Below are 18850 nucleotides of genomic sequence, written 5' to 3'. Positions count from 1 at the left end.
ATTACAGACATTACCCAATATCACTAGCTAGCAAAGAATAAAGAAAAAACCACCTGTCGCTTTGTGTCAACCATGCTACGCGCCCTGTGGATTATTTAAATTAAAGTGGGGTGGGAACTGAGTTTGTTAATTCAAGCAACCGAACCAACTCAACTAACAATCGCGATTTAATTGCAAGAAAGTGACACTTTCCGTAGGTTTAGAAATTTTCGCCACTTCACTATCGACTAGTCCATCGCCTTGACCCAATTTATTGAAGGCTCTCAACTCCACCCAATCTACCATTTCTTAATGTTTAAATGCTCGATTAACTCAACGATGTTTTCTCGTAGTGCTTTTTTTTAAAACGTCAACCGCATTGTTCTTTTGTTCAAAACTCTCTGCAGAGAAAGAAACCACAGAAATTTTTAAAAAGTAGCGGAGTTGGCCAAAAACCTGTTCAGAAAACTAAATGCAATGTGGGATTTCGTTTGAAAGAGTTGGCACAACCTAAATGTATACCAAATATACAAATTATTCATTTTATGAATTATCTTCTCTGCCTTAAAATAAGTTATGTGTATTTTTTACACAGAATGAATCCATATGAGCCAAGTTGCATTTCTTAAAAATTCATACGAACCCGTTTAACCAGGAGATTAGCATGTTAACCGATAGCCAGATAAATACCTTATTAATTTTACGAAATCGCGAAGGGAATATTTTTTCTCAATTGCCAGACGAAATACTCTACCACATTTATAAAACAAAGGATGTGCCGAACAGTACTATCGCAAGATTAGTACAGGCCGTAGCTTACGGGAATCTTGATGTTGTAAAGACAATGCTCAATACCGATCCACGCTTGCTGCTTCAAGCAAGTCATGTTTCCCTACCGTCTGGAGACATGGTATCAAAGGTAACACCTTATGAATGTGCGCTGGGCGCCGGTGATGATGAAATGGCAAAGATAATAAGTTCTTATTTTGCTAAAATTAAGGGTGGCGAGAAAGAGCAAGCCCATCAATATGCCAAGTACAAATCGTCTATTGATAATATGCCACATCAACAGGTTTATGATTTTAAATCGTTATTTGAAATTATCAACAATAGCTCCCATGAAGACATTGCAGCTGCGCTCAACAAGGACTTTGAGTATCAAAGTGTTTTGAATGATGCTTTGGCAGAGTTTAGAGAAACCTTCCAACCCAGATGGATAAAAAAAGGCATGCATTTCAACTATGTAAATATGTTAAAAGTTCTGGAAATCTTTGATCTGGAAAGTTTGAAGGCTGGATTGTACTTTAAAGATGACAAATACAGATTAGGATGGCAACAAGTTTGTGGTTTCGTTATGAGAGGTCTACCTGCTTGCGACAGACAAGTCTTGGCTCAAGGACTTATCGATGTGGCTCTTAGTAAAAAACCGGTTATTCGATCATTTAAATGTCAATTTGGTGGCGGAGAAATTCCTGTAGTTAGCGATAATTCTCACACAGGACTCGGGTTTGATTATGCTATTAATGAACATGGAACTTTATCAAAAACTCGTCAAAGCTCGGATGTTTCTTTCTTTGTTGAGGTATTAGAAAAGTTCTATCAAACCAAAATGGAGAACTTGCAGAGCCTGGATATACAACCTGAGAAAGAAGAGGGCTATAGCCACGATGAACAAAACCGATTAGAAGCTTAACAAGGAGCTCCTGTATTAGATGAATAGACAGGAACTTGTTGTATTGAAAGTTAATCAGTATCAGGGGGAAAGGAAGCAAAGTCATCGTCAAAAGGATAATAGTCTTCTTTTTCCTCTTTGTTTTCCTCAATTTTATTATCAAGCTCACGAAAAAGCGCATCGATGTTATCAGCATTTTCCTCATTGCGTTCAGCTCTTTCCTTTCTTATTTTTTCCAGAGCTTCTTTTGATAAGATAGTCATTACTGCTCCTTTAATTGCGGCCTACCTAAAGCATAGCACTACAACCTTTAATTAGCTTTTGATTTGTCAAATCCTGGCGCTTTAATCTCGGATTTATTCAAGTTACCATATAGTAATCTTAATTTTCGAGAAACACATGCGCAGACTAAGCTTATTGGATAGTCTATTAGGTGAAATAGATGCGGCTTTACAAACCCTGATGCCACCGAAATCTCGGCTAAGCACACGTGTTACCCCGGCAATGAAGGTCGCTGAATGCGCATTAAATACCTCAGAAAAAAAACATATTGCAGGTCTTATGCGCGTTAATCATTCGGGAGAGGTTTGCGCACAAGCTCTTTATCGCGGCCAAGCACTTACAGCACAGCTTGTGGAAGTCAGAACACAAATGGCAAATGCCGCAGCGGAAGAAGTTGATCATCTTGCCTGGTGTGAGCAACGCTTGCATGAATTGGAGAGTCATCCAAGCTTATTAAACCCTCTCTGGTATTTTGGTTCTCTTATGCTTGGAATGGTGGCGGGGGCTGCTGGCGATCGCTGGAGTCTTGGCTTTGTTGCCGAAACAGAACGTCAAGTTTCCCAACATCTGCAAACCCATCTTCGGAAATTACCAGCCCAGGATAGCAAAACTAAATGTATTTTAGAGCGAATGCATGACGATGAAACACATCATGCTGATATTGCTATCGCTGCAGGCGCTGCAGAGTTGCCTGATTTTATTAAGAAAGTAATGAGTGCTGTGTCTAAACTCATGACGCATTCAAGCTACCACGTTTAGCCATGATGACTTTACTACTAATTTTTGCTGGATTTGCCCTTGTTCTGCTCAATGCTTTTTTCGTGGCGGCTGAATTTGGCATGGTAAAATTACGCCACACTCGCGTTGCCCTGATTCAAGAGGAATATCCCTGGCGAGGAGGAATTTTAGCAAAAGTGCATCAAAAACTTGATGCCTATTTATCAGCCTGCCAATTAGGAATTACACTCGCATCCTTAGGGTTAGGCTGGATTGGAGAGCCTGCCTTCACAAGGATACTATCTCCTGCCTTCGCCTGGTTAGGATTAGCTAATCCTACACTTAATGAGTTTATCAGCTTCGTTGTCGCTTTCTCTTTGCTGTCATTTTTACATATTGTAGTAGGTGAGTTAATGCCAAAATCATTAGCTATACGCCAAAGCGAGCAAATCTCCCTTTGGACAGCCCCTCCTCTGTATTTCTTCTATTGGCTGATGTATCCAGTCATCTGGCTTCTTAACACGTGCTCTAATTTTCTTTTAAAACGCTTAAGACTTGATGTTCTTCATCCAGGGGAGCAATCTCACTCCAGTGAAGAAATTAAATTGATTTTACGCTCCAGTGAAATACACGGCGAATTAACCCAACAAGAAAGCAGCATTCTTGCTCATACCCTAGAGCTGGGCGATTTACGTGCTATCGATGTTATGCGCTCTTATGATGATATGATCATGCTGCAAACGCCTGTGAAAAGCAGCGAACTCATCGAAATATTAAATCATTACCGCTACAGCCGTTACCCTGTCTATGACAAAGCCAAAAAACAAATTATCGGTATATTGCATGTGAAGGATTTGCAGATTTTATTGCATGAAGCCAAATCAAACACTGAGCTCTCTCTGAAAGAAATCACAAGACCTGTTCCGAAAATTTCCTATCGATTACCCGCCTTGGCTTTGCTTCGCCAATTTCAGGCAGGAATGCCTCATTTTGCCCTGGTCTATGGGCGTCGCGGCGCGATCGTTGGTTTTTTAACATTAGATAATTTATTGCATCTGGTAATAGGTGTTATTAAAGATGAGTTTCACAAAACCCAGGATGAATGGATAACTCATGATGATGGAAGTATTACTGTAAAAGGTGATTGCCCGTTATATACCATTGAAAGGGCTTTACAGCGTGACTTGTCTCTAGATACTGAAGAAGAGGAAGAGATGGCGACCATTGCAGGTTTAATTATTCATCGCTTGGGTAGAGCGCCTAAGCAAGGTGAGACCATTGCCTTTAGGGATTTTTTTGCCACCATAGAACGTGTGCAGGGAGCCCGTATTCGTCAGGTTAGAATCATGCCGGTTGTAGGCAATAAAATGTAACGGCATACTAATGAACTTACATTCAAATATCACCTGCTTCATAGGGTGAAACACAAAGGATTATCATGACAGCAGATACGTTGTTTCTCTTGTCCGTTATTATGATAGCCTTTTTATTTGATTTCATTAACGGCTTTCATGACGCAGCCAATTCCATTGCAACAATCGTAACAACTGGTGTTTTAACGCCTCGACAAGCAGTACTTTGGGCCGCTTTTTTTAACTTTATTGCCTTTATGATTTTTAACTTAATGGTGGCTAAAACCATAGGCAGTGGCTTAATTGATACGAGTATTGTCGATTCAAAAATGATCTTTTCCGCATTGATAGGTGCAATTTTTTGGAACCTCGTAACCTGGTATTATGGGTTACCTTCGAGTTCATCCCATGCATTAATTGGTGGTCTTGCTGGAGCCGCTCTAGCAAAAAGCGGTATTTCTTCGTTGAAGTTCTCAGGATTTATAAAAGTAATTGCCGGAATTTTTATCTCTCCTGCAGCTGGATTAGTGATCGGTTTTTTTCTCACATTCCTTTTTAGTCGTTTATTAAGAAATCACAGCCAGGAGACACAAAATAAACTATTTAAAGGATTCCAGCTTACCTCCTCAGCTCTTTTGAGTTTAACGCATGGCGGTAACGATGCTCAAAAAACGATGGGAATTATTGCAGTACTATTATTCTCTGCAAATTGGTTAGGCGATACCTTTTATGTGCCCTTTTGGGTCGTAGTTTCTTGTCACCTCGTTATTAGTTTAGGGACTTTGGCCGGTGGTTGGCGCATTGTCCACACTATGGGCACAAAAATTACTGAACTTAATACCCTTCGTGGATGTGCCGCGGAAACAGGCGCTGCCATCATGATTTTTGCTGCAACTCAATATGGAATTCCAGTCTCAACCACACACACTGTAACAGGTTCAATTGCAGGTGTTGGTCTTATTAATGGACTTTCCGGAACCTACTGGCCAATCCTAAGACGTATTTTTCTTTCATGGCTATTCACTATTCCTGCAGCAGCAGTTGTAGCAGCAGGACTCATGTTGACCATCGGTTAACATAGCCTATTATCTCTTCTGTCATAGTAAATAGAAAAATACCATATAAAATTGCACCTATGTATGCACAAAGGAGGATAACTCCATCTTTTTCAGCCAATCCTAAACCGAACAAAATAATTAATGAGGCAAAAATAAAATTACTCAATGGGATAGGAAGCAATAAGCAGAAACTTAGCGCCAACATAACCACACCATGTAAACGCTCTATGGCCGGACGGGTAAAAAATAGCAGACGAGGTTTTAATATTTTTTCCATATATCTTAAATAGGGAATGGTTTTATTGACCACTTGCGCAAATTTGGCAAACTCCAACCGTTGATTCGCTAATCGCTCTGGCAACCATAAAGCACGCCTAGCAATAATAATATGGATTGCGATAAAAACTATGGGCAAGCCAAAAATAAAAGAAAACCCAGGAATGACTGAAATAGGTAGCGCACTTGGCAAAGCAAAGAGGATAATGATTAAACCAAAGGCTTGATCACCAAACGTTTTTACCAGGTCGCCATAACTTAGGGATGCATCATGCTGATGTTTTTCAACAACACGCTCCAATAAATAACATATACTGGTCCGTTTTTTATTTTCCACGTTATTCAATTGCACCTCTTATCAATCTATTTCTTTTGCTGAATGTTAAGGGCGCTATGAAAGCGACTATAAAGCCAATACACAACAAGACCTATCAACATCCAAATGAAAAAGCGTAATAAACTTACCCAAGGTAAATTAATCATCAAATAGGCGCAACCAATAATTCCTAACACAGGAATTATTGGCATTAAAGGCGTCTTAAAAGGACGGGGTAATTCAGGATGTGTATACCGTAAAAAGATAACCCCAGTACAAACAATGATAAACGCAAACAAAGTGCCGACATTCACTAATTCAGCCAAATCATCGATAGGAACCAGCCCTGCTGCTAGCGACATGACAAGACCACATACCACAATAATTCTTACAGGTGTTTTGGTGCGGCTATTCGTCACTGCAAAAAATCCTGGTAATAAACCATCACGAGACATGGCAAGAAATACGCGAGTTAAACCATAGAAAAGGACAAGCATAACCGTGGTTAAGCCTGCTATAGCGCCCACGCCAACTAACGCTGCAACCAAGCGGTGTCCTAATAACAACATGGTATGACTGATCGGTGATGCGACGTTTAAGGTTGAATAATGCGTTATTCCTGTGAGTAAAAAGGAAACGACAATGTACAGTATGGTGCAGATCATTAAAGAACCGACGATCCCGATAGGCAAATCTCGTTGAGGATTAATTGCCTCTTCTGCCGCGGTGGATACCGCATCAAACCCAATGTAGGCAAAAAAGATGAGTGAAGCTCCTTCAATGACACCACTCCAACCGAAAGGCATAAATGGGGACCAGTTTGCTGGCTTAATCTCGGTTAATGCAATGGTAATAAAGAGAAAAATAACGAATAACTTGATTAATACCATTAGGTTATTAAATCGCGAGCTTGATTTAACGCCCCAGGATAAAAGAAAGCCAAGAATGACAATAATGGCAAACGCCGATAAATTGAATACACCACCCCTTGCGGGACCGTGCAATAAATCAGTCGGCAATTGTAAGTGAATGGAACGCAAAAAATCGTTAAAATAACCGCTCCATCCCACAGAAACTGCTGAAACGGAAATCGAGTATTCTAATAATAAGTCCCAACCAACAATCCAGGCGATGCACTCACCAAATCCAGCATAGGCATAACCATAAGCACTACCACAACCACCCACGGCGGCTGCCAATTCGGCATAGGACAATGCGGCAAAAGCGCAAGCAAAGCCTGCAATAACGTATGAAATGATAATAGCCGGACCGGTTTGTGTAGCCGCAACGATACCCGTAATTACGAAAATTCCAGCGCCAATAATTGCGCCCACACCTAAAAAAACCAGATCCAAAGCTGAAAGACATTTAGCTAAATGAGAATCTACATGACATAACTCATTAACTGCTTTTTTGCGAAACAAGTCCATGGTAGTATGCTCTTAAGATTGAAGGGAATAAACCCTCTCTAGCGTGTAATTCACTTTAGCATTAAGCATGCCAGGGTCCCAGTGACAGCCTAGAAAACCAATGAAAAAAATCCTAATTAGCTTAATTTTATTAACTTGTCTAAACGCAACCTATGCTGGTCAATACTCCGAAACTTGTTCTGGATGGCTTTCCTGGTTCCAACCTGTTTGTATTCGTATGCACCAGCTTTGGAATGAAGGGAATAATGAACTTTATGTTACTGGATATGCCTGGCATAATCGTTTCACTTATCCCTCCTATAAGGTCAAATCGTATAACGAACTCGCCTGGGGTGGTGGGTTGGGTAAAGGACTCTATGATGAGAAAGGTGATTGGCATGGTATCTATGCCTTAGCTTTTCTTGATTCGCATAAAAATGTTGAGCCTGCACTAGGTTACGCTTTTTTAAAAGTTGCACACTTAAGCGATAATACCCGTATTGGTGCTGGATACACTGTTCTAGTGACAGCTCGACCCGATATTTTAAATAATATTCCCTTTCCCGGAATTCTCCCCTGGATATCACTGAGTCATCGAAGTGTTACCCTCTCAGCAACGTATGTACCCGGCTCTGGAAGAGAAGGAAACGTATTGTTTATTCTAGGAAAATGGACATTTAATTTTATGTAACTTTCTTTGATTTAATTGTAAATTTATCTTGCAAGAAAGCCATGCCCTTGTTAGGCTGGCGGGGAACTATTACTAATGAACCAGGGAGTTAAAAACATGATGTTTAAATCCAAGCTTATCGCCTTTGCCGGCGCGTTGGTAATTGCTGGATCTTCCTTTGCAGGCTTTAAAGCACCTCCAGTTTGTCCCAATGTAGGTAACATTAAAGTTCAAGGCGTATCCAATGCCGAAGAATTAATGCCAAAATTTTATTTTGCTTATGAAATCAGTAATTATGACACCGAGAATACTTGGGTATTTGCCACTGGTCCATTTGAAGGTGACGATAGTGACACCGCATTAGAAGAAGCTAATAAAGCGCTTCGCTATTTATCCGGAAGTCCGATTGCTGAGCCTGATGAAGGCGGCTGGGTTTGTCTTTATGAAATGGATGAAGAGCATTTTGCCGTTGCATTACAATCAGACTCTATACCATCACCCTTTAAAATTCGTCGTTACCTGAGCAAAAAGCACTAAATTTGGTAACCACTATGTCGTACCGCGGTTTAACCGCGGTACCTAAATACTCCTTGCGTATCCGGAAAAATGTATGCAGCGATGTGATTGGTCTACAAAAGATGCCCTATACATAGCCTATCATGATAAAGAATGGGGTATGCCTGTCAGAGAACCACAAAAACTATTTGAAATGCTTATTCTTGAAGGCATGCAAGCAGGTTTAAGCTGGTACACGATTTTAAAAAAGCGAGACGCCATGCGCAAAGCCTTTTTAAATTTTTCGGTAGAAAAACTTGCGTTGTTAACAGACAAGGATATTGAAAAACTTCTTCAAAATGAAAATATCATTCGTAACCGATTAAAAATAGCCTCTGTACGGAATAATGCCCAACGTTTTTTAAGCATAGGACAACGAGAAAATATTGTTGATTATTTCTGGCAATTTACAGACGGCCAAGTCGTACAAAATGAAAGAAAAACATTAGCTGATGTACCAGCAGTCACTGCAGAGGCAACAGCGATGGCTAAACAATTAAAAAAGGATGGCTTTTCATTTATGGGGCCAACGACTTGTTATGCCTTTATGCAGTCAGTAGGAATGGTTAATGACCACCTCACCTGCTGTTTTCGCTGGCGTGAAGTACAAGACTCCATCTAGAAAGTTGATTTGCTTAATTTTTCAATAGTCGTAGCAATATCCTCCACATCACCCGAGTAATGGTAATAAATTCTGTTCTGATAACAATCTATGATGCATAAGGGTTCTAGAGCTTGATTGTCTCGTTGTTTTAAAATCCAATAAATTCCTTCACTATGGCTCTTTTGAATATCTTTAAGTAGATCAAGCATTTTGTTTTCTTCAAACTCAGCCTGCGTGCAGACTAACCCAGAGGCTTGACTGGTTACTTTAAATGCAAAATGTTTTTCTTTCATGATATCACCAATTTAAATACCTTTTATTACATCGGTTTATTGGAAATTCCTCATCTAAAACAAAATTCAAATTTTAACCCCTATGTTAAATATTATTACGCCCTAAAATCTTACTATTAGTATAGTTAGTTTATAATTAAAGCAGTTGAAGAATCTACATTAGCCAGAGGAGTTGGCTTATGAAAAGACTATTTATCCTATCTTTGGTTCTAATTTTTGTCAGTCTACCCTGTATGAGCCAAAGAATTCTTCTTACTAAAAAGCCTGTTCTTTTGGAGCCTAACGGTGAATATTACAGTTTTCCAGACAGCCATGGCCAAAATGCTACAGGCTATCATTTTGTCTTCGTTGGCGGTATTTATCGTGTATGCCATCTTAACCCTCATCCTCTGCTTTCAGGTTTAGACATGCTGCGTATCCATATTGAATTAGGGGAACAAAAATTTTGGTGGAATTGTTATGCTTATGACCCAAGATTTTTTGAAATTGATTTTTAATGAATGTTAATGCCATGCTGAAGGGCAATCATTAATATTCTCTTAATAAATAAATTTTACAATCACGATAACTTAAAATTTTTATGCCCAAGTCGTAATATGTTCGCAGTCAAAAAATTCTTCAATATTCCCAGCTCGCCTAAAAAGCAACGACGCAAGCAGGATTCTATTTCTGTACAGAATAAACTGCCTCAACCGGATATTGATACCTTCTTTGCGACCATCCGGTCTCCTGCTGACTTTCAAAAAGATGAGCGAATGGCAGACTTAGCAAATGTCGGCATAAAAAAAGCCTTAGGCTACCTACCTTTACAAAAGATCTGTGAGGCCGGGTATGACCTCTTTTCAATTGCTACATTTCTAAAAAAGAGAGCTTTATCGGTATTTATTATCCCTAACCCTCTCCCTGAAGAAATTTATGCTTATAATCCAGTTCTCGACAAATTCATCCATATCACCACTCGAAAAATGTATGAAGTAATTCCTAAAGGGGGTTTTTTAAGTATAAAATCGGGGGCTTTGGTAGCCTTTGACAAAAAAGCCATTGATGTCTTTTTAGAAGATAATGTCGAACTCATAATACAGCTCAATGAACAAGAAAGCAATGAAGCTAACAGATGGCCTATGGAATCAGCAGAATTTGTTAACATGCTATTTCGAAAAAACGCTAACTCAGCACAGATGAGTCACTTGATTCATTGTATTTATACAAGCATGCCAAACTATCCATTATCAAGTTCAGGTATGAGCAATAATTCCTAGCCACAGTATTCTGACTTCATGTAGGCTTCTTCTGTTAGCAACCCGTTTAGTTCATTTCGTATTTCTAACCAATACGATGCATTGTAGTGTTCACCTGCCCGTGGTTTTTTTACGGAAAGGCTTTCTTGTTTAAGCAATACATTAAATTCATCAAGCAAATAAGATGCAAATGAATGAAATTGGTATCTAGTATTTGGATCATTAAAAAGATTGTCCAGGTTTTCTATCATCTGGAGAAGGGTGCTTGCTTTAATGTTACTAAAACTTTCTGCCTTCTCCTGCCCAAATAAGCGATGACGCAACAAGCTAAACCATCCATTTTCTTCACGTGGATAAGTACCATGCAAATAGTGTTCATGATATTTCCTCTGAGCTTCCAGGATGGCCTCTTTAAGCCTGGAGACTAATTTATCTTCCGATTGTAACGGTACTGCTTCTTCTACCTGGCTAAAAAATGTGCCCTGTCCTTGGCCAAATCGCGCTTTTTTGCTTGGGAGTTTGCGAGCTTTAGGCCCCATTGGACGGGACAGGGTAGGATGAGCAAGCTTTTCTGGCACTGTTTCAGTAGCAATAACTTTACTCTCTTTTTTTTTAGGAGCTCCCCCAATAAATCCTTTTTTAAGCAATTCTTCTCTTCGAGCTGCCACCGATTTTTCTGGAGTTTCAAGCGTATTATTATCGGCCGTATGTTTCATTGCTTCTCTTCCTTAAGTTAATCAAATAGTGTAAACATCAATCCAGCTTGAACTTGCTTATTTTATTTGTTTAAACGCAACAATATGTTGATAAGCCTCATTAATTCTTTCTTCCTTGATTTCACCTTTTTTTACCTTGGCTTCTATAATATCAATAATTTCTTCAGGATCTTGTGGATCTTCAGAGAGCTGGTTCCCAAATAAAAGCATATCTGCGCCCGCATTAACGGCTAAAGTTAAAGCATGCTCTAACCCAAAATGTTCACTAATCGCTTTCATTTGCATATCATCAGTGATAATCACGCCTTTAAATTGTAACTGCTCACGCAAAATGTCCGTGAGTATTTTATGGGATAACGTAGCAGGCAAACCAGAGTCGTCCAATTTACGATTGACTATATGTGCTGTCATAATCATACCGCAAGGAGTATCACTGTTCAGCAAAAGCCTGTAGGGATCTAATTCATATTCCTTCCAGGAATCAGTGACATCCACAAATCCTAAATGGGAGTCAGCATTTGAGCTACCGTGACCAGGAAAATGTTTATAGGCACATTGAATATGATGCTGTAAAAAATCTTGTGAAAAGATAGTGCTGTAGAGAGCGACATCTTCAGGCTTGTCTGAAAAACTGCGCCCTAGCATACCAATAATAGGATTATCCGGATTGACATTAACATCAACATCTGGTGCAAAATCCAAGTTGAAACCAGCCTCCTCCAGTGTATTGGTCATTACAGTTGCCACTTCGTTAGCAGCTTCTGGGGTCATCTTACCTACATCAGCAGCTGAAACGGTTTGTGGAAAACCATAGTCTGCCTTGAGGCGATCTACAGCCCCTCCTTCATAATCCACTGAAATCAACAAAGGTAGTTGCGGACGATTATGCTTTTTATTCGCACTACTATTTGCTACCTGTAATTGTTCATTCAATTTTTTTACTTGAGCAGGGTTGGCGATGTTTTTATCAAAGGTTTTGGTGCGAAAGTTGTAATCAAACAAAATAACTCCGCCAATATTGTTTTCATCTATAGCTTTGGCAATTGGAGAAGAGTCGTTGAGCTCTTTACCTTCAAAGCCAATGATAAGCATTTGACCTATTTTATCACGTAAACTCGGCTGGTCAGCGCTGGCAATTCCGACGTTGAATAAACATAAGGTGAGCAAAATTTTTAGATATTTCATAATGGCTGGTGCTTTATTCCTGGCCGAACATGATAACAATTTGTGCAAAAAGGATCAAGAACGCCTTGTTTTTGCCATGAATAGTACAAAAGCAAGATTAAATATCTGGTTGGCTGGTGTGATCATTGACCATTCCTGACGTATGCTACACTAAAAGGTAATTGAGCAGCTTGGTCTTTCAGCAAGACTGTGCTATTTTTTCATTAAACTTTTCAGGATGATTAAAATGAAATCATTTATTGAGCAAGCTCAGTTTTATGCGGAATACCATCAGAAACCGATTACTCTTTACACTCATCTTGTGGGTGTTCCTTTAATTATCTTCTCTTTAATGATTTTCTTAGGGTTTTTCCATTTAATCGTCCCAGGAGTAATGGATACTACGCTTGCGGAAATCGCGACAGTTATACTCCTCATTTATTATTTCCTTTTAAATTGGCGACTCGCTTTGGTCTTAACCCCTATTTTATTTTTCCTGCTTTGGATAGCTCATCTTATCAGCTGGGCCGGCCCTACCAGCTTTGCACTCTGGATGTTTATCGTGACTTTCATCTCTGGTTGGGTACTACAATTAGGGGGACATTACATAGAGGGTAAGCGACCTGCCTTAGTGGATAACGTCTGGCAAGCATTAATAGCACCGTTATATCTAACTGCGGAAATATTTTTTAAATACGGTCGTATGAAAAAGCTGGAAACCGCTATTCACGGCGAGCCTACGCCTGTCCCAGTAAATACAGTCAATGCATCAGTGGAAAAACCGTCTGCTGATGACACCGTCTAGATATTTAAAAAGCTATGGAATTTCTAATTCCATAGCAAATTTTAAAGTTTAGTGATCACAAAACTATGATGGATGCGTTTACTACGCTTAAAATCCAAATCAATAGTTTCTGCACTAATATCTTGAACTTTGTATTTTGCACGAATAGAAGGCAACAGTTTGAAATGCCTAAAGTTAGTAGAGAAATACAGTATTCCTTCTGGATTTAACAGGCGCATAGCGGCATCAATTAATAGCTCTTGATCGCGTTGCACATCAAGAGTTTGTTGCATTCGTTTTGAATTTGAAAAACTTGGAGGATCTAAAAATATAACATCGAAACGATCACGGGTAATTTTTAACCATTCTAAGCAATCATAATGGACGAATTGATGTTTTGATAAATTGATATGATTAAGTTTAAAATTATCTTCCGCCCATTTTAGATAGGTTTTTGATAAATCGACGTTTGTAGTTAACGCACCTGCTAATGCCGCATGTACACTCGCACTTGCTGTATAGCAAAAGCAATTAAGAAAACGCACCCCTTTTTTTAGTTGTCCAAAACGCATACGTAAAGGGCGATGATCTAAAAATAAACCCGTATCCAAATAATCATAGAGATTAACTTTTAACTTTGCAGGTCCTTCATCGACGATTATCTCGTGTTTAATTTGATTCATTTTTTGGTATTGATTGCTGCCTTTCTGCTGCTTACGTTGTTTAACAACCAACTTGTCCGGAGAAATACCTAAGATCTCAGGCACAACTTGAATGACTTCAAGACTGCGCTTTTCAGCTTTATGCGTTGGAATTGTGGCAGGGGCTGTATATTCTTGCAACACCGCATAATCACCATAGAGATCAATCGCATAAGCATATTCCGGTAAATCAGCATCATAAACTCGATAACAACTGATTTGATTGCGTTTCGCCCATTTTTGTAAATGTTGAACATTTTTGCGCAAACGATTGGCAAGCATCTGGGCACCAGAAGATAATGTTCCCTCTTTGCCTGTTTTAAGACGATTATCACTTTCAACAGCCACACAATACAATTTGCACTCTAAAGGTCCATTAAACAATGAATATTGTTTACCCGCTCGCAAACCCAACGCTTTGGCTAACATGACATTGGAGGTTAAAACAGCGGCTTGCCATCCCTGATAATAGGTATGTAGCGTCGTTCCCAATTGCTGATAGAGGGGAACAAGCTGCGTCGCATCACTTAGACGCTCACCATAGGGTGGATTACAAATGACTAAGCCGTGTTCATGATTAGGTCGACAGTCCTTAACAGCCATTGTTTCAAACTCAACCAGAGGAAGTACGCCAGCTCGCTCAGCATTTGCATGCGCTATTTTAATTAATTTGGAATTACTATCTGTTCCTCTTAGTTTAACATGAAGAGGTTTAACCTGTTGTAGTGCTAAAGTGCGGACTTTTTCCCACAAGGAGGGTTGATGTTGTGCCCAGTGAACAAGTGATTGATCTTGTCGCAAAAGACCTGGGGCAATATGACTTGCCATCATTGCCGCTTCAATGACAATAGTCCCGGAACCACAAAAAGGATCATGCAAACTATAACCTTTCTCAGCGAATTGCGGCCACTTTGCCCGAATAAGCATGGCTGCTGCAAGGTTTTCCTTAAGAGGCGCATCACCTGCCTGAGTACGATAACCACGTTGATGCAAACTGTAACCTGTTAAGTCAAAACTGACAGTAATAATATCGTTTTTTAGATGAGCATGAAGCCGAATTTGTGGTTTTTCACGATCAATCGAAGGACGCAATCCTTTAAACTGACGAAAATGATCAACAATTCCATCTTTAACGACTTGAGCACCAAACATCGAATTACGAATATGAGTGGATGAACCATGAAACTCAATCGCTAACGTTTTATCCGCTGTAAATACCGTTTGCCAGGGAAATTGATTACAAAGTTGATAAAGACTTTGCTCATTATGCGCTTGACCACTAAATAATAGAAGTTGTACACGATTAGCCAGGCGTGACCATAAACAAAGCTGGTAAATAACAGCAATGTCGCCTTCACCATATACTCCTTGAGGACTTACACGTGTAACGTGCAAACCCAAGGTTTTAAGCTCTTCCTCAAGCAAGTACTCCAATCCTTTTGGACAGCTAATAAATAATGAATATTTCATGACAAACATAACCTTAAAAAGCGAAACAATGCCTTGGAAGCACCGATATGCTTATTGGCATTCTTTTCATCAACTGCCTTTTTTACCAATTGTCTTAGTTGTTGCACATCAGCAGGATGATAATGATCAATAAACTCTGTTAGAGCCTCTTTTCCTTCATTAATCAAACGCTCACGCCATAGTTCCAACTCATGAAATGCAGCAGTCTGAGCACTGTCTTCAGCTACAAGCGCTTCGTAAGCATTCAAAATGGCTTCGCTATCAGCCGCCCGCATGAGCTTACCTATCAATTGTGACTGGCGTCTTATTGCGCCATGACTTTTAATCGCCTTCGCATCCATAATGGCTTGCCGCAAATTTGGAGTTAAGGGCAACTCATCAAGTTTGGCTGCGCTCAAGGCTATTAACTTAACGCCTACTTTCTGCAAAGCTTCTGCGTCACGCTTTTTCTGTGATTTACTTTTTTCCTCTTCCATCAATAGGCCTTTTGTGGAATATAACTATTCATTATATAAAATTGTTAGATATTTTGCGCTGAGAGCAATCTAGCATAGATGAGCTATCCTACTTGTCTTTTTATTTTACCATTTTTAGTTGAGGTCTTAAAAACAGAATTTAGTCAGCCGAAGCAAAGGAGATCTCTGGAGCAGAAGAAAAACGTTTTTGCGGTCTAGCGCGTAAATAGGTGCGCGTAATTGCGTAAAGATTAAAAAATAAAATAGCAAGTAGCAGGGAATGTAACCATGTGACAGTAAGTTTGGCAAATACAGGTAAGGTGATAAAGACACCAAGACACCCAGCTAAACTTAGAATGAACGTTTTTTTCAAAGGAATTTTATTTTGTTGGACAAAAACAAGTGTTGTTAATGGCTGCTGCATAGCCCCTGCCGTTGTCATAATGGGAAAAGCAACCACTGGCGAAACATTCAACAGAAACAGAACTGCCTGTACCATAACAAACAAACCAACGCCTACCGAAGTGAGTGCACCACAAATAACCATGGCAAAAAAACCAATTACTAACTTCCAGGAATGAAGTTCAACAATATCACCACCAATAGGCATTAAACGAAATTGATGACAAATTAGTAGTCCTATAATTGCTACAAAACAACACATCATGGCTAAGCGAATAGCCTGCTTACTTAGACGACTTACGACACTGCCACCGATAAGACCTCCAACACAAGTACCCAATACCAAAGTAATTAAGGTAGTAAGATCAACATCGACAAGCCGCATGAAAAAAAAGGATTCTATCGTGCCAGGAATCACCTGAGCACCGTTATTGACCGCCGGTAATTCATCATCAGGAAAAGTCCCCAATAGCTTTGCCAAAGCAACATTAACAGCGAAACTGCCAATACCGAGGGTATCTGCAATAAATGCCACAACTCCACTAGCGGATAGTTTGATGTAGTCAAGTGGCGATAGCTTGACAGCAGGTTGTTTGAAAAGCCCATAAACCATAGCAAACACACAAATTACAGTCAGAACTATTATTGAAAAAATTATTAAAGTGATTGCCATCACAGTCTCGCCAGAAGTTAACGCAAAGCCCCCTCATTCGTAGAGGGCAAAATGACAAGTGATTATACATTATTTATTCTGCTCAGCAAACATCAAAATGACAAAATATAATCCTTTGTGTATATATTCCTTTCATTGGCCTATACTTAACCCAGTAAGGATTAAGTTCAAGGAAGACTTATGAAAAAGAAGCTTATCAACCCTGCCAATCCCAAAAAGAAACATCGCCCTTTACTCCGAGCACTTTTAGAACAAACAAGTGATAGCACACAAGGGTGGCAAGAAGCCACTTATTACCAAATTACTTATAAAAAGAAAAAAATCAAAGTTGCTTTAACATCAACCGTAATTCAGCGAGAAAGTAAGAATGGCGGTGCTCGTTATGAGGCCATTGATTCGACGCCCTTAGGGAAGGGGTCATTTGGTGTTGTTTATCCAATTAATGCGACGATTCGCATGACTCATGATGATGTTCTCATTAAACACAAACCTTATGGCAAGCGACGCATTGCCAAACAACGTCCCCATACATATCGCACCATGGACGACGCTGTCAAAGAATATAATCTTACCGAAAAGACACCGCACTCCCATGCGAAATACCCTGTTACATTTAATCACCACATTTATAGCGTTTCCCGTCGTATGGAAGGACGCGAACTTTTCGATATTCTCAATGATGACTTAACTGGCGTCCGTAAACTTACGATTAAAGAACGACTTATGCTCAGTAAGAGTCTAATAGAGGCTTTGCAAACACAGGTTTTTGATGCCGGACTAGTTCATCGCGATTTAAAACCCGAAAACATTATAGTAGACGTTATGCAAAACCTGGTAGGTACGATTGACTTTGGATTAGCCAAACTTAACGATGCCGAGATGCTTAACGACTCTGTTGGCTCGATGTCTTATGTGTCACCAGAAGTGCTTCTAGATTTAGGCACCACTCAACAGAGTGATATTTATGGAATGGGTCGTATTCTTGCATTACTATGGCGAGTAAATTTAGACAGTTATGATCCTGATATAAAAAGCTTGGAACGTCTGAAAATGGCTGAAAAGAATGATTATTCGGGTTTATTTCAAGGCATTAAAGGTGAAATTAACCCTAAGGCCGCTCGAATTATAAAAGAGATTATTCATCAAATGACAGCATTTAAACCTCTAAATAGAGGCAGTCTTAATGAAGTATTCGATTTATTTAATACAGCCGAGAAGCTCCAATTCCCAGAACAAGTAACGTCTATTTTTAAAACTAACCCAGAAGGAGAGCACAATAACAACAGTCATAAAAAAGTGACAAACTTAAAAGCAGAAAAATCTCTCAGCCTGGAAGATGCACCAGTTATTAAGCCGAAGAAAAAGAAATGGGGAGGATTTTTCTTTAAGAGTTCTAAAAAAGAAGAGGCGCCAGTCATGAAACCAGAAAAAGGACCAGGGCCTCCAACGGATCGTTTTTAGCCAAACAATTTTTTAGTGATACCAGCCACATGCTTACCCTGGGAACGCGCAATTTGCCGTTCAACGGGGCTTGGCGTACGGCTTCCATCGGCTCCAGCAATAGTACCAGCGCCGTAAGGCGAACCACCGCGCATCGCACTTAAATCCGTCAATCCTTTCTCGGAATAAGGAGTACCCACTATGATCATTCCGTGATGAACTAAGGTATGCCAAAACGATAAAATAGTGGACTCATTTCCTCCGCCTGTTCCAGTAGAGACAAAAACACTTGCAACCTTGCCAATAAGACCACCTTTCAGCCAAATACCCCCAGTTTGATCAAGGAAATTGCGCATTTGCGAGGCCATATTACCAAAGCGAGTTGGAGTACCAAAAATAATGGCATCATAATCAGTAAGCTCTTGTGGTTTTGCGATTTCAGCTTTTTGATCTAATTTAACGCCTGCTTTTTTGGCAACTTCTTCTGGCATAAGTTCTGGAACACGTTTAATTACTACACTAACAGCATCAACTTCAGCCACACCTTTTGCCACTTCTTCCGCCATTGTTTCCACATGTCCATAACTGGAATAGTAAAGCACTAACACTTTGGCCATTATTTTC

General features: G+C 39.7%; 22 protein-coding genes. 12 read left to right on the top strand and 10 right to left on the bottom strand.

The features are described 5' to 3' along the window. Positions 1-643 precede the first annotated feature (643 nt). Entirely contained in the window at positions 644-1672 is a 1029-nt protein-coding gene (locus tag LHA_RS00180) for a hypothetical protein (protein ID WP_052673535.1), read from the top strand. 50 nt (positions 1673-1722) lie between these two features. On the opposite strand, the gene LHA_RS00175 is transcribed toward LHA_RS00180, so the two are convergent. Continuing rightward, entirely contained in the window at positions 1723-1914 is a 192-nt protein-coding gene (locus tag LHA_RS00175; RefSeq protein WP_045104750.1) for a hypothetical protein, read from the bottom strand. 136 nt (positions 1915-2050) lie between these two features. Here LHA_RS00175 and coq7 point away from each other — a divergent pair, with 136 nt between their 5' ends. The 3 genes from coq7 (at position 2051) to LHA_RS00160 (ending at position 5078) form a co-directional block, all read left to right on the top strand. Continuing rightward, positions 2051-2692, top strand: a complete 642-nt coding sequence (coq7, locus tag LHA_RS00170; protein ID WP_045104749.1) for a 2-polyprenyl-3-methyl-6-methoxy-1,4-benzoquinone monooxygenase — start codon at positions 2051-2053, stop codon at positions 2690-2692. Positions 2693-2694: 2 nt separating this feature from the next. Continuing rightward, positions 2695-4023 carry a hemolysin family protein gene (locus LHA_RS00165; protein ID WP_045104748.1) on the top strand — a complete coding sequence of 443 codons (1329 nt, stop codon included), beginning with the start codon at positions 2695-2697 and terminating at the stop codon, positions 4021-4023. A gap of 65 nt (positions 4024-4088) precedes the next feature. Beyond that, the gene (locus tag LHA_RS00160; protein WP_045104747.1) at positions 4089-5078 is read left to right on the top strand and encodes an inorganic phosphate transporter; all 990 of its coding nucleotides are present in this window, start codon (positions 4089-4091) and stop codon (positions 5076-5078) included. Here LHA_RS00160 and LHA_RS00155 read toward each other — a convergent pair. Then, the gene (locus LHA_RS00155; RefSeq protein WP_052673747.1) at positions 5059-5673 is read right to left on the bottom strand and encodes an exopolysaccharide biosynthesis protein; all 615 of its coding nucleotides are present in this window, start codon (positions 5671-5673) and stop codon (positions 5059-5061) included. The two genes, LHA_RS00160 and LHA_RS00155, sit on opposite strands and share 20 nt — an antisense overlap. 26 nt (positions 5674-5699) lie before the next feature. After that, positions 5700-7082: an amino acid permease gene (locus tag LHA_RS00150; RefSeq protein WP_045104746.1), complete on the bottom strand. Its 1383-nt coding sequence runs from the start codon at positions 7080-7082 to the stop codon at positions 5700-5702. Between the two features lie 100 nt (positions 7083-7182). Between LHA_RS00150 and pagP the strand changes: the two genes are divergently transcribed. The 3 genes from pagP (at position 7183) to LHA_RS00135 (ending at position 8908) form a co-directional block, all read left to right on the top strand. Next, on the top strand, positions 7183-7752 hold the full coding sequence (gene pagP, locus LHA_RS00145; protein WP_045104745.1) for a lipid IV(A) palmitoyltransferase PagP: 570 nt from the start codon (positions 7183-7185) through the stop codon (positions 7750-7752). A gap of 96 nt (positions 7753-7848) precedes the next feature. After that, entirely contained in the window at positions 7849-8268 is a 420-nt protein-coding gene (locus LHA_RS00140; protein WP_045104744.1) for a DUF4949 domain-containing protein, read from the top strand. Positions 8269-8341: 73 nt separating this feature from the next. Further along, on the top strand, positions 8342-8908 hold the full coding sequence (locus LHA_RS00135; protein WP_045104743.1) for a DNA-3-methyladenine glycosylase I: 567 nt from the start codon (positions 8342-8344) through the stop codon (positions 8906-8908). Here LHA_RS00135 and LHA_RS00130 read toward each other — a convergent pair. After that, entirely contained in the window at positions 8905-9183 is a 279-nt protein-coding gene (locus tag LHA_RS00130) for a hypothetical protein (protein WP_045104742.1), read from the bottom strand. The two genes, LHA_RS00135 and LHA_RS00130, sit on opposite strands and share 4 nt — an antisense overlap. Before the next feature lie 179 nt (positions 9184-9362). Between LHA_RS00130 and LHA_RS00125 the strand changes: the two genes are divergently transcribed. Both LHA_RS00125 and LHA_RS00120 read left to right on the top strand, forming a co-directional pair. Further along, positions 9363-9680, top strand: coding sequence for a hypothetical protein (locus tag LHA_RS00125; RefSeq protein WP_045104741.1), 318 nt, complete (start codon positions 9363-9365; stop codon positions 9678-9680). Positions 9681-9779: 99 nt separating this feature from the next. Continuing rightward, positions 9780-10442, top strand: a complete 663-nt coding sequence (locus tag LHA_RS00120; RefSeq protein WP_052673534.1) for a hypothetical protein — start codon at positions 9780-9782, stop codon at positions 10440-10442. On the opposite strand, the gene LHA_RS00115 is transcribed toward LHA_RS00120, so the two are convergent. Continuing rightward, on the bottom strand, positions 10439-11137 hold the full coding sequence (locus LHA_RS00115; protein ID WP_045104740.1) for a hypothetical protein: 699 nt from the start codon (positions 11135-11137) through the stop codon (positions 10439-10441). The genes LHA_RS00120 and LHA_RS00115 overlap by 4 nt on opposite strands. Before the next feature lie 57 nt (positions 11138-11194). Then, a complete protein-coding gene (locus LHA_RS00110; protein ID WP_045104739.1) occupies positions 11195-12322 on the bottom strand; it encodes a glycoside hydrolase family 3 protein in 1128 nt (375 codons plus the stop codon). A gap of 1 nt (position 12323) precedes the next feature. Between LHA_RS00110 and LHA_RS17170 the strand changes: the two genes are divergently transcribed. Further along, positions 12324-12461 carry a hypothetical protein gene (locus LHA_RS17170; protein ID WP_231861948.1) on the top strand — a complete coding sequence of 46 codons (138 nt, stop codon included), beginning with the start codon at positions 12324-12326 and terminating at the stop codon, positions 12459-12461. 87 nt (positions 12462-12548) lie between these two features. Continuing rightward, a complete protein-coding gene (locus tag LHA_RS00105) occupies positions 12549-13106 on the top strand; it encodes an Mpo1 family 2-hydroxy fatty acid dioxygenase (RefSeq protein ID WP_065238336.1) in 558 nt (185 codons plus the stop codon). Between the two features lie 41 nt (positions 13107-13147). Here LHA_RS00105 and rlmKL read toward each other — a convergent pair whose 3' ends face one another. The 3 genes from rlmKL to LHA_RS00090 all read right to left on the bottom strand — a co-directional run bounded on the left by rlmKL (position 13148) and on the right by LHA_RS00090 (position 16786). After that, the gene (gene rlmKL, locus LHA_RS00100; RefSeq protein ID WP_045104738.1) at positions 13148-15256 is read right to left on the bottom strand and encodes a bifunctional 23S rRNA (guanine(2069)-N(7))-methyltransferase RlmK/23S rRNA (guanine(2445)-N(2))-methyltransferase RlmL; all 2109 of its coding nucleotides are present in this window, start codon (positions 15254-15256) and stop codon (positions 13148-13150) included. Further along, positions 15253-15732, bottom strand: a complete 480-nt coding sequence (yjgA, locus tag LHA_RS00095; protein ID WP_045104737.1) for a ribosome biogenesis factor YjgA — start codon at positions 15730-15732, stop codon at positions 15253-15255. Before yjgA ends, rlmKL begins: the two co-directional genes overlap by 4 nt. A 139-nt stretch (positions 15733-15871) precedes the next feature. Continuing rightward, the gene (locus LHA_RS00090; protein ID WP_045104736.1) at positions 15872-16786 is read right to left on the bottom strand and encodes a sulfite exporter TauE/SafE family protein; all 915 of its coding nucleotides are present in this window, start codon (positions 16784-16786) and stop codon (positions 15872-15874) included. 180 nt (positions 16787-16966) lie between these two features. On the opposite strand from LHA_RS00090, the gene LHA_RS00085 reads away from it, so the two are divergent. Next, a complete protein-coding gene (locus LHA_RS00085; protein ID WP_045104735.1) occupies positions 16967-18247 on the top strand; it encodes a protein kinase domain-containing protein in 1281 nt (426 codons plus the stop codon). Here the strand turns inward: LHA_RS00085 and wrbA are convergent. Continuing rightward, on the bottom strand, positions 18244-18843 hold the full coding sequence (gene wrbA / locus LHA_RS00080; protein ID WP_045104734.1) for an NAD(P)H:quinone oxidoreductase: 600 nt from the start codon (positions 18841-18843) through the stop codon (positions 18244-18246). The two genes, LHA_RS00085 and wrbA, sit on opposite strands and share 4 nt — an antisense overlap. Between the last annotated feature and the right edge of the window lie 7 nt (positions 18844-18850).

The organism is Legionella hackeliae (genome assembly GCF_000953655.1).
GTDB lineage: Bacteria > Pseudomonadota > Gammaproteobacteria > Legionellales > Legionellaceae > Tatlockia > Tatlockia hackeliae.
Note: the sequence above shows the minus strand (reverse complement) of the source record. Positions and strands in the feature narration are given on the sequence as shown.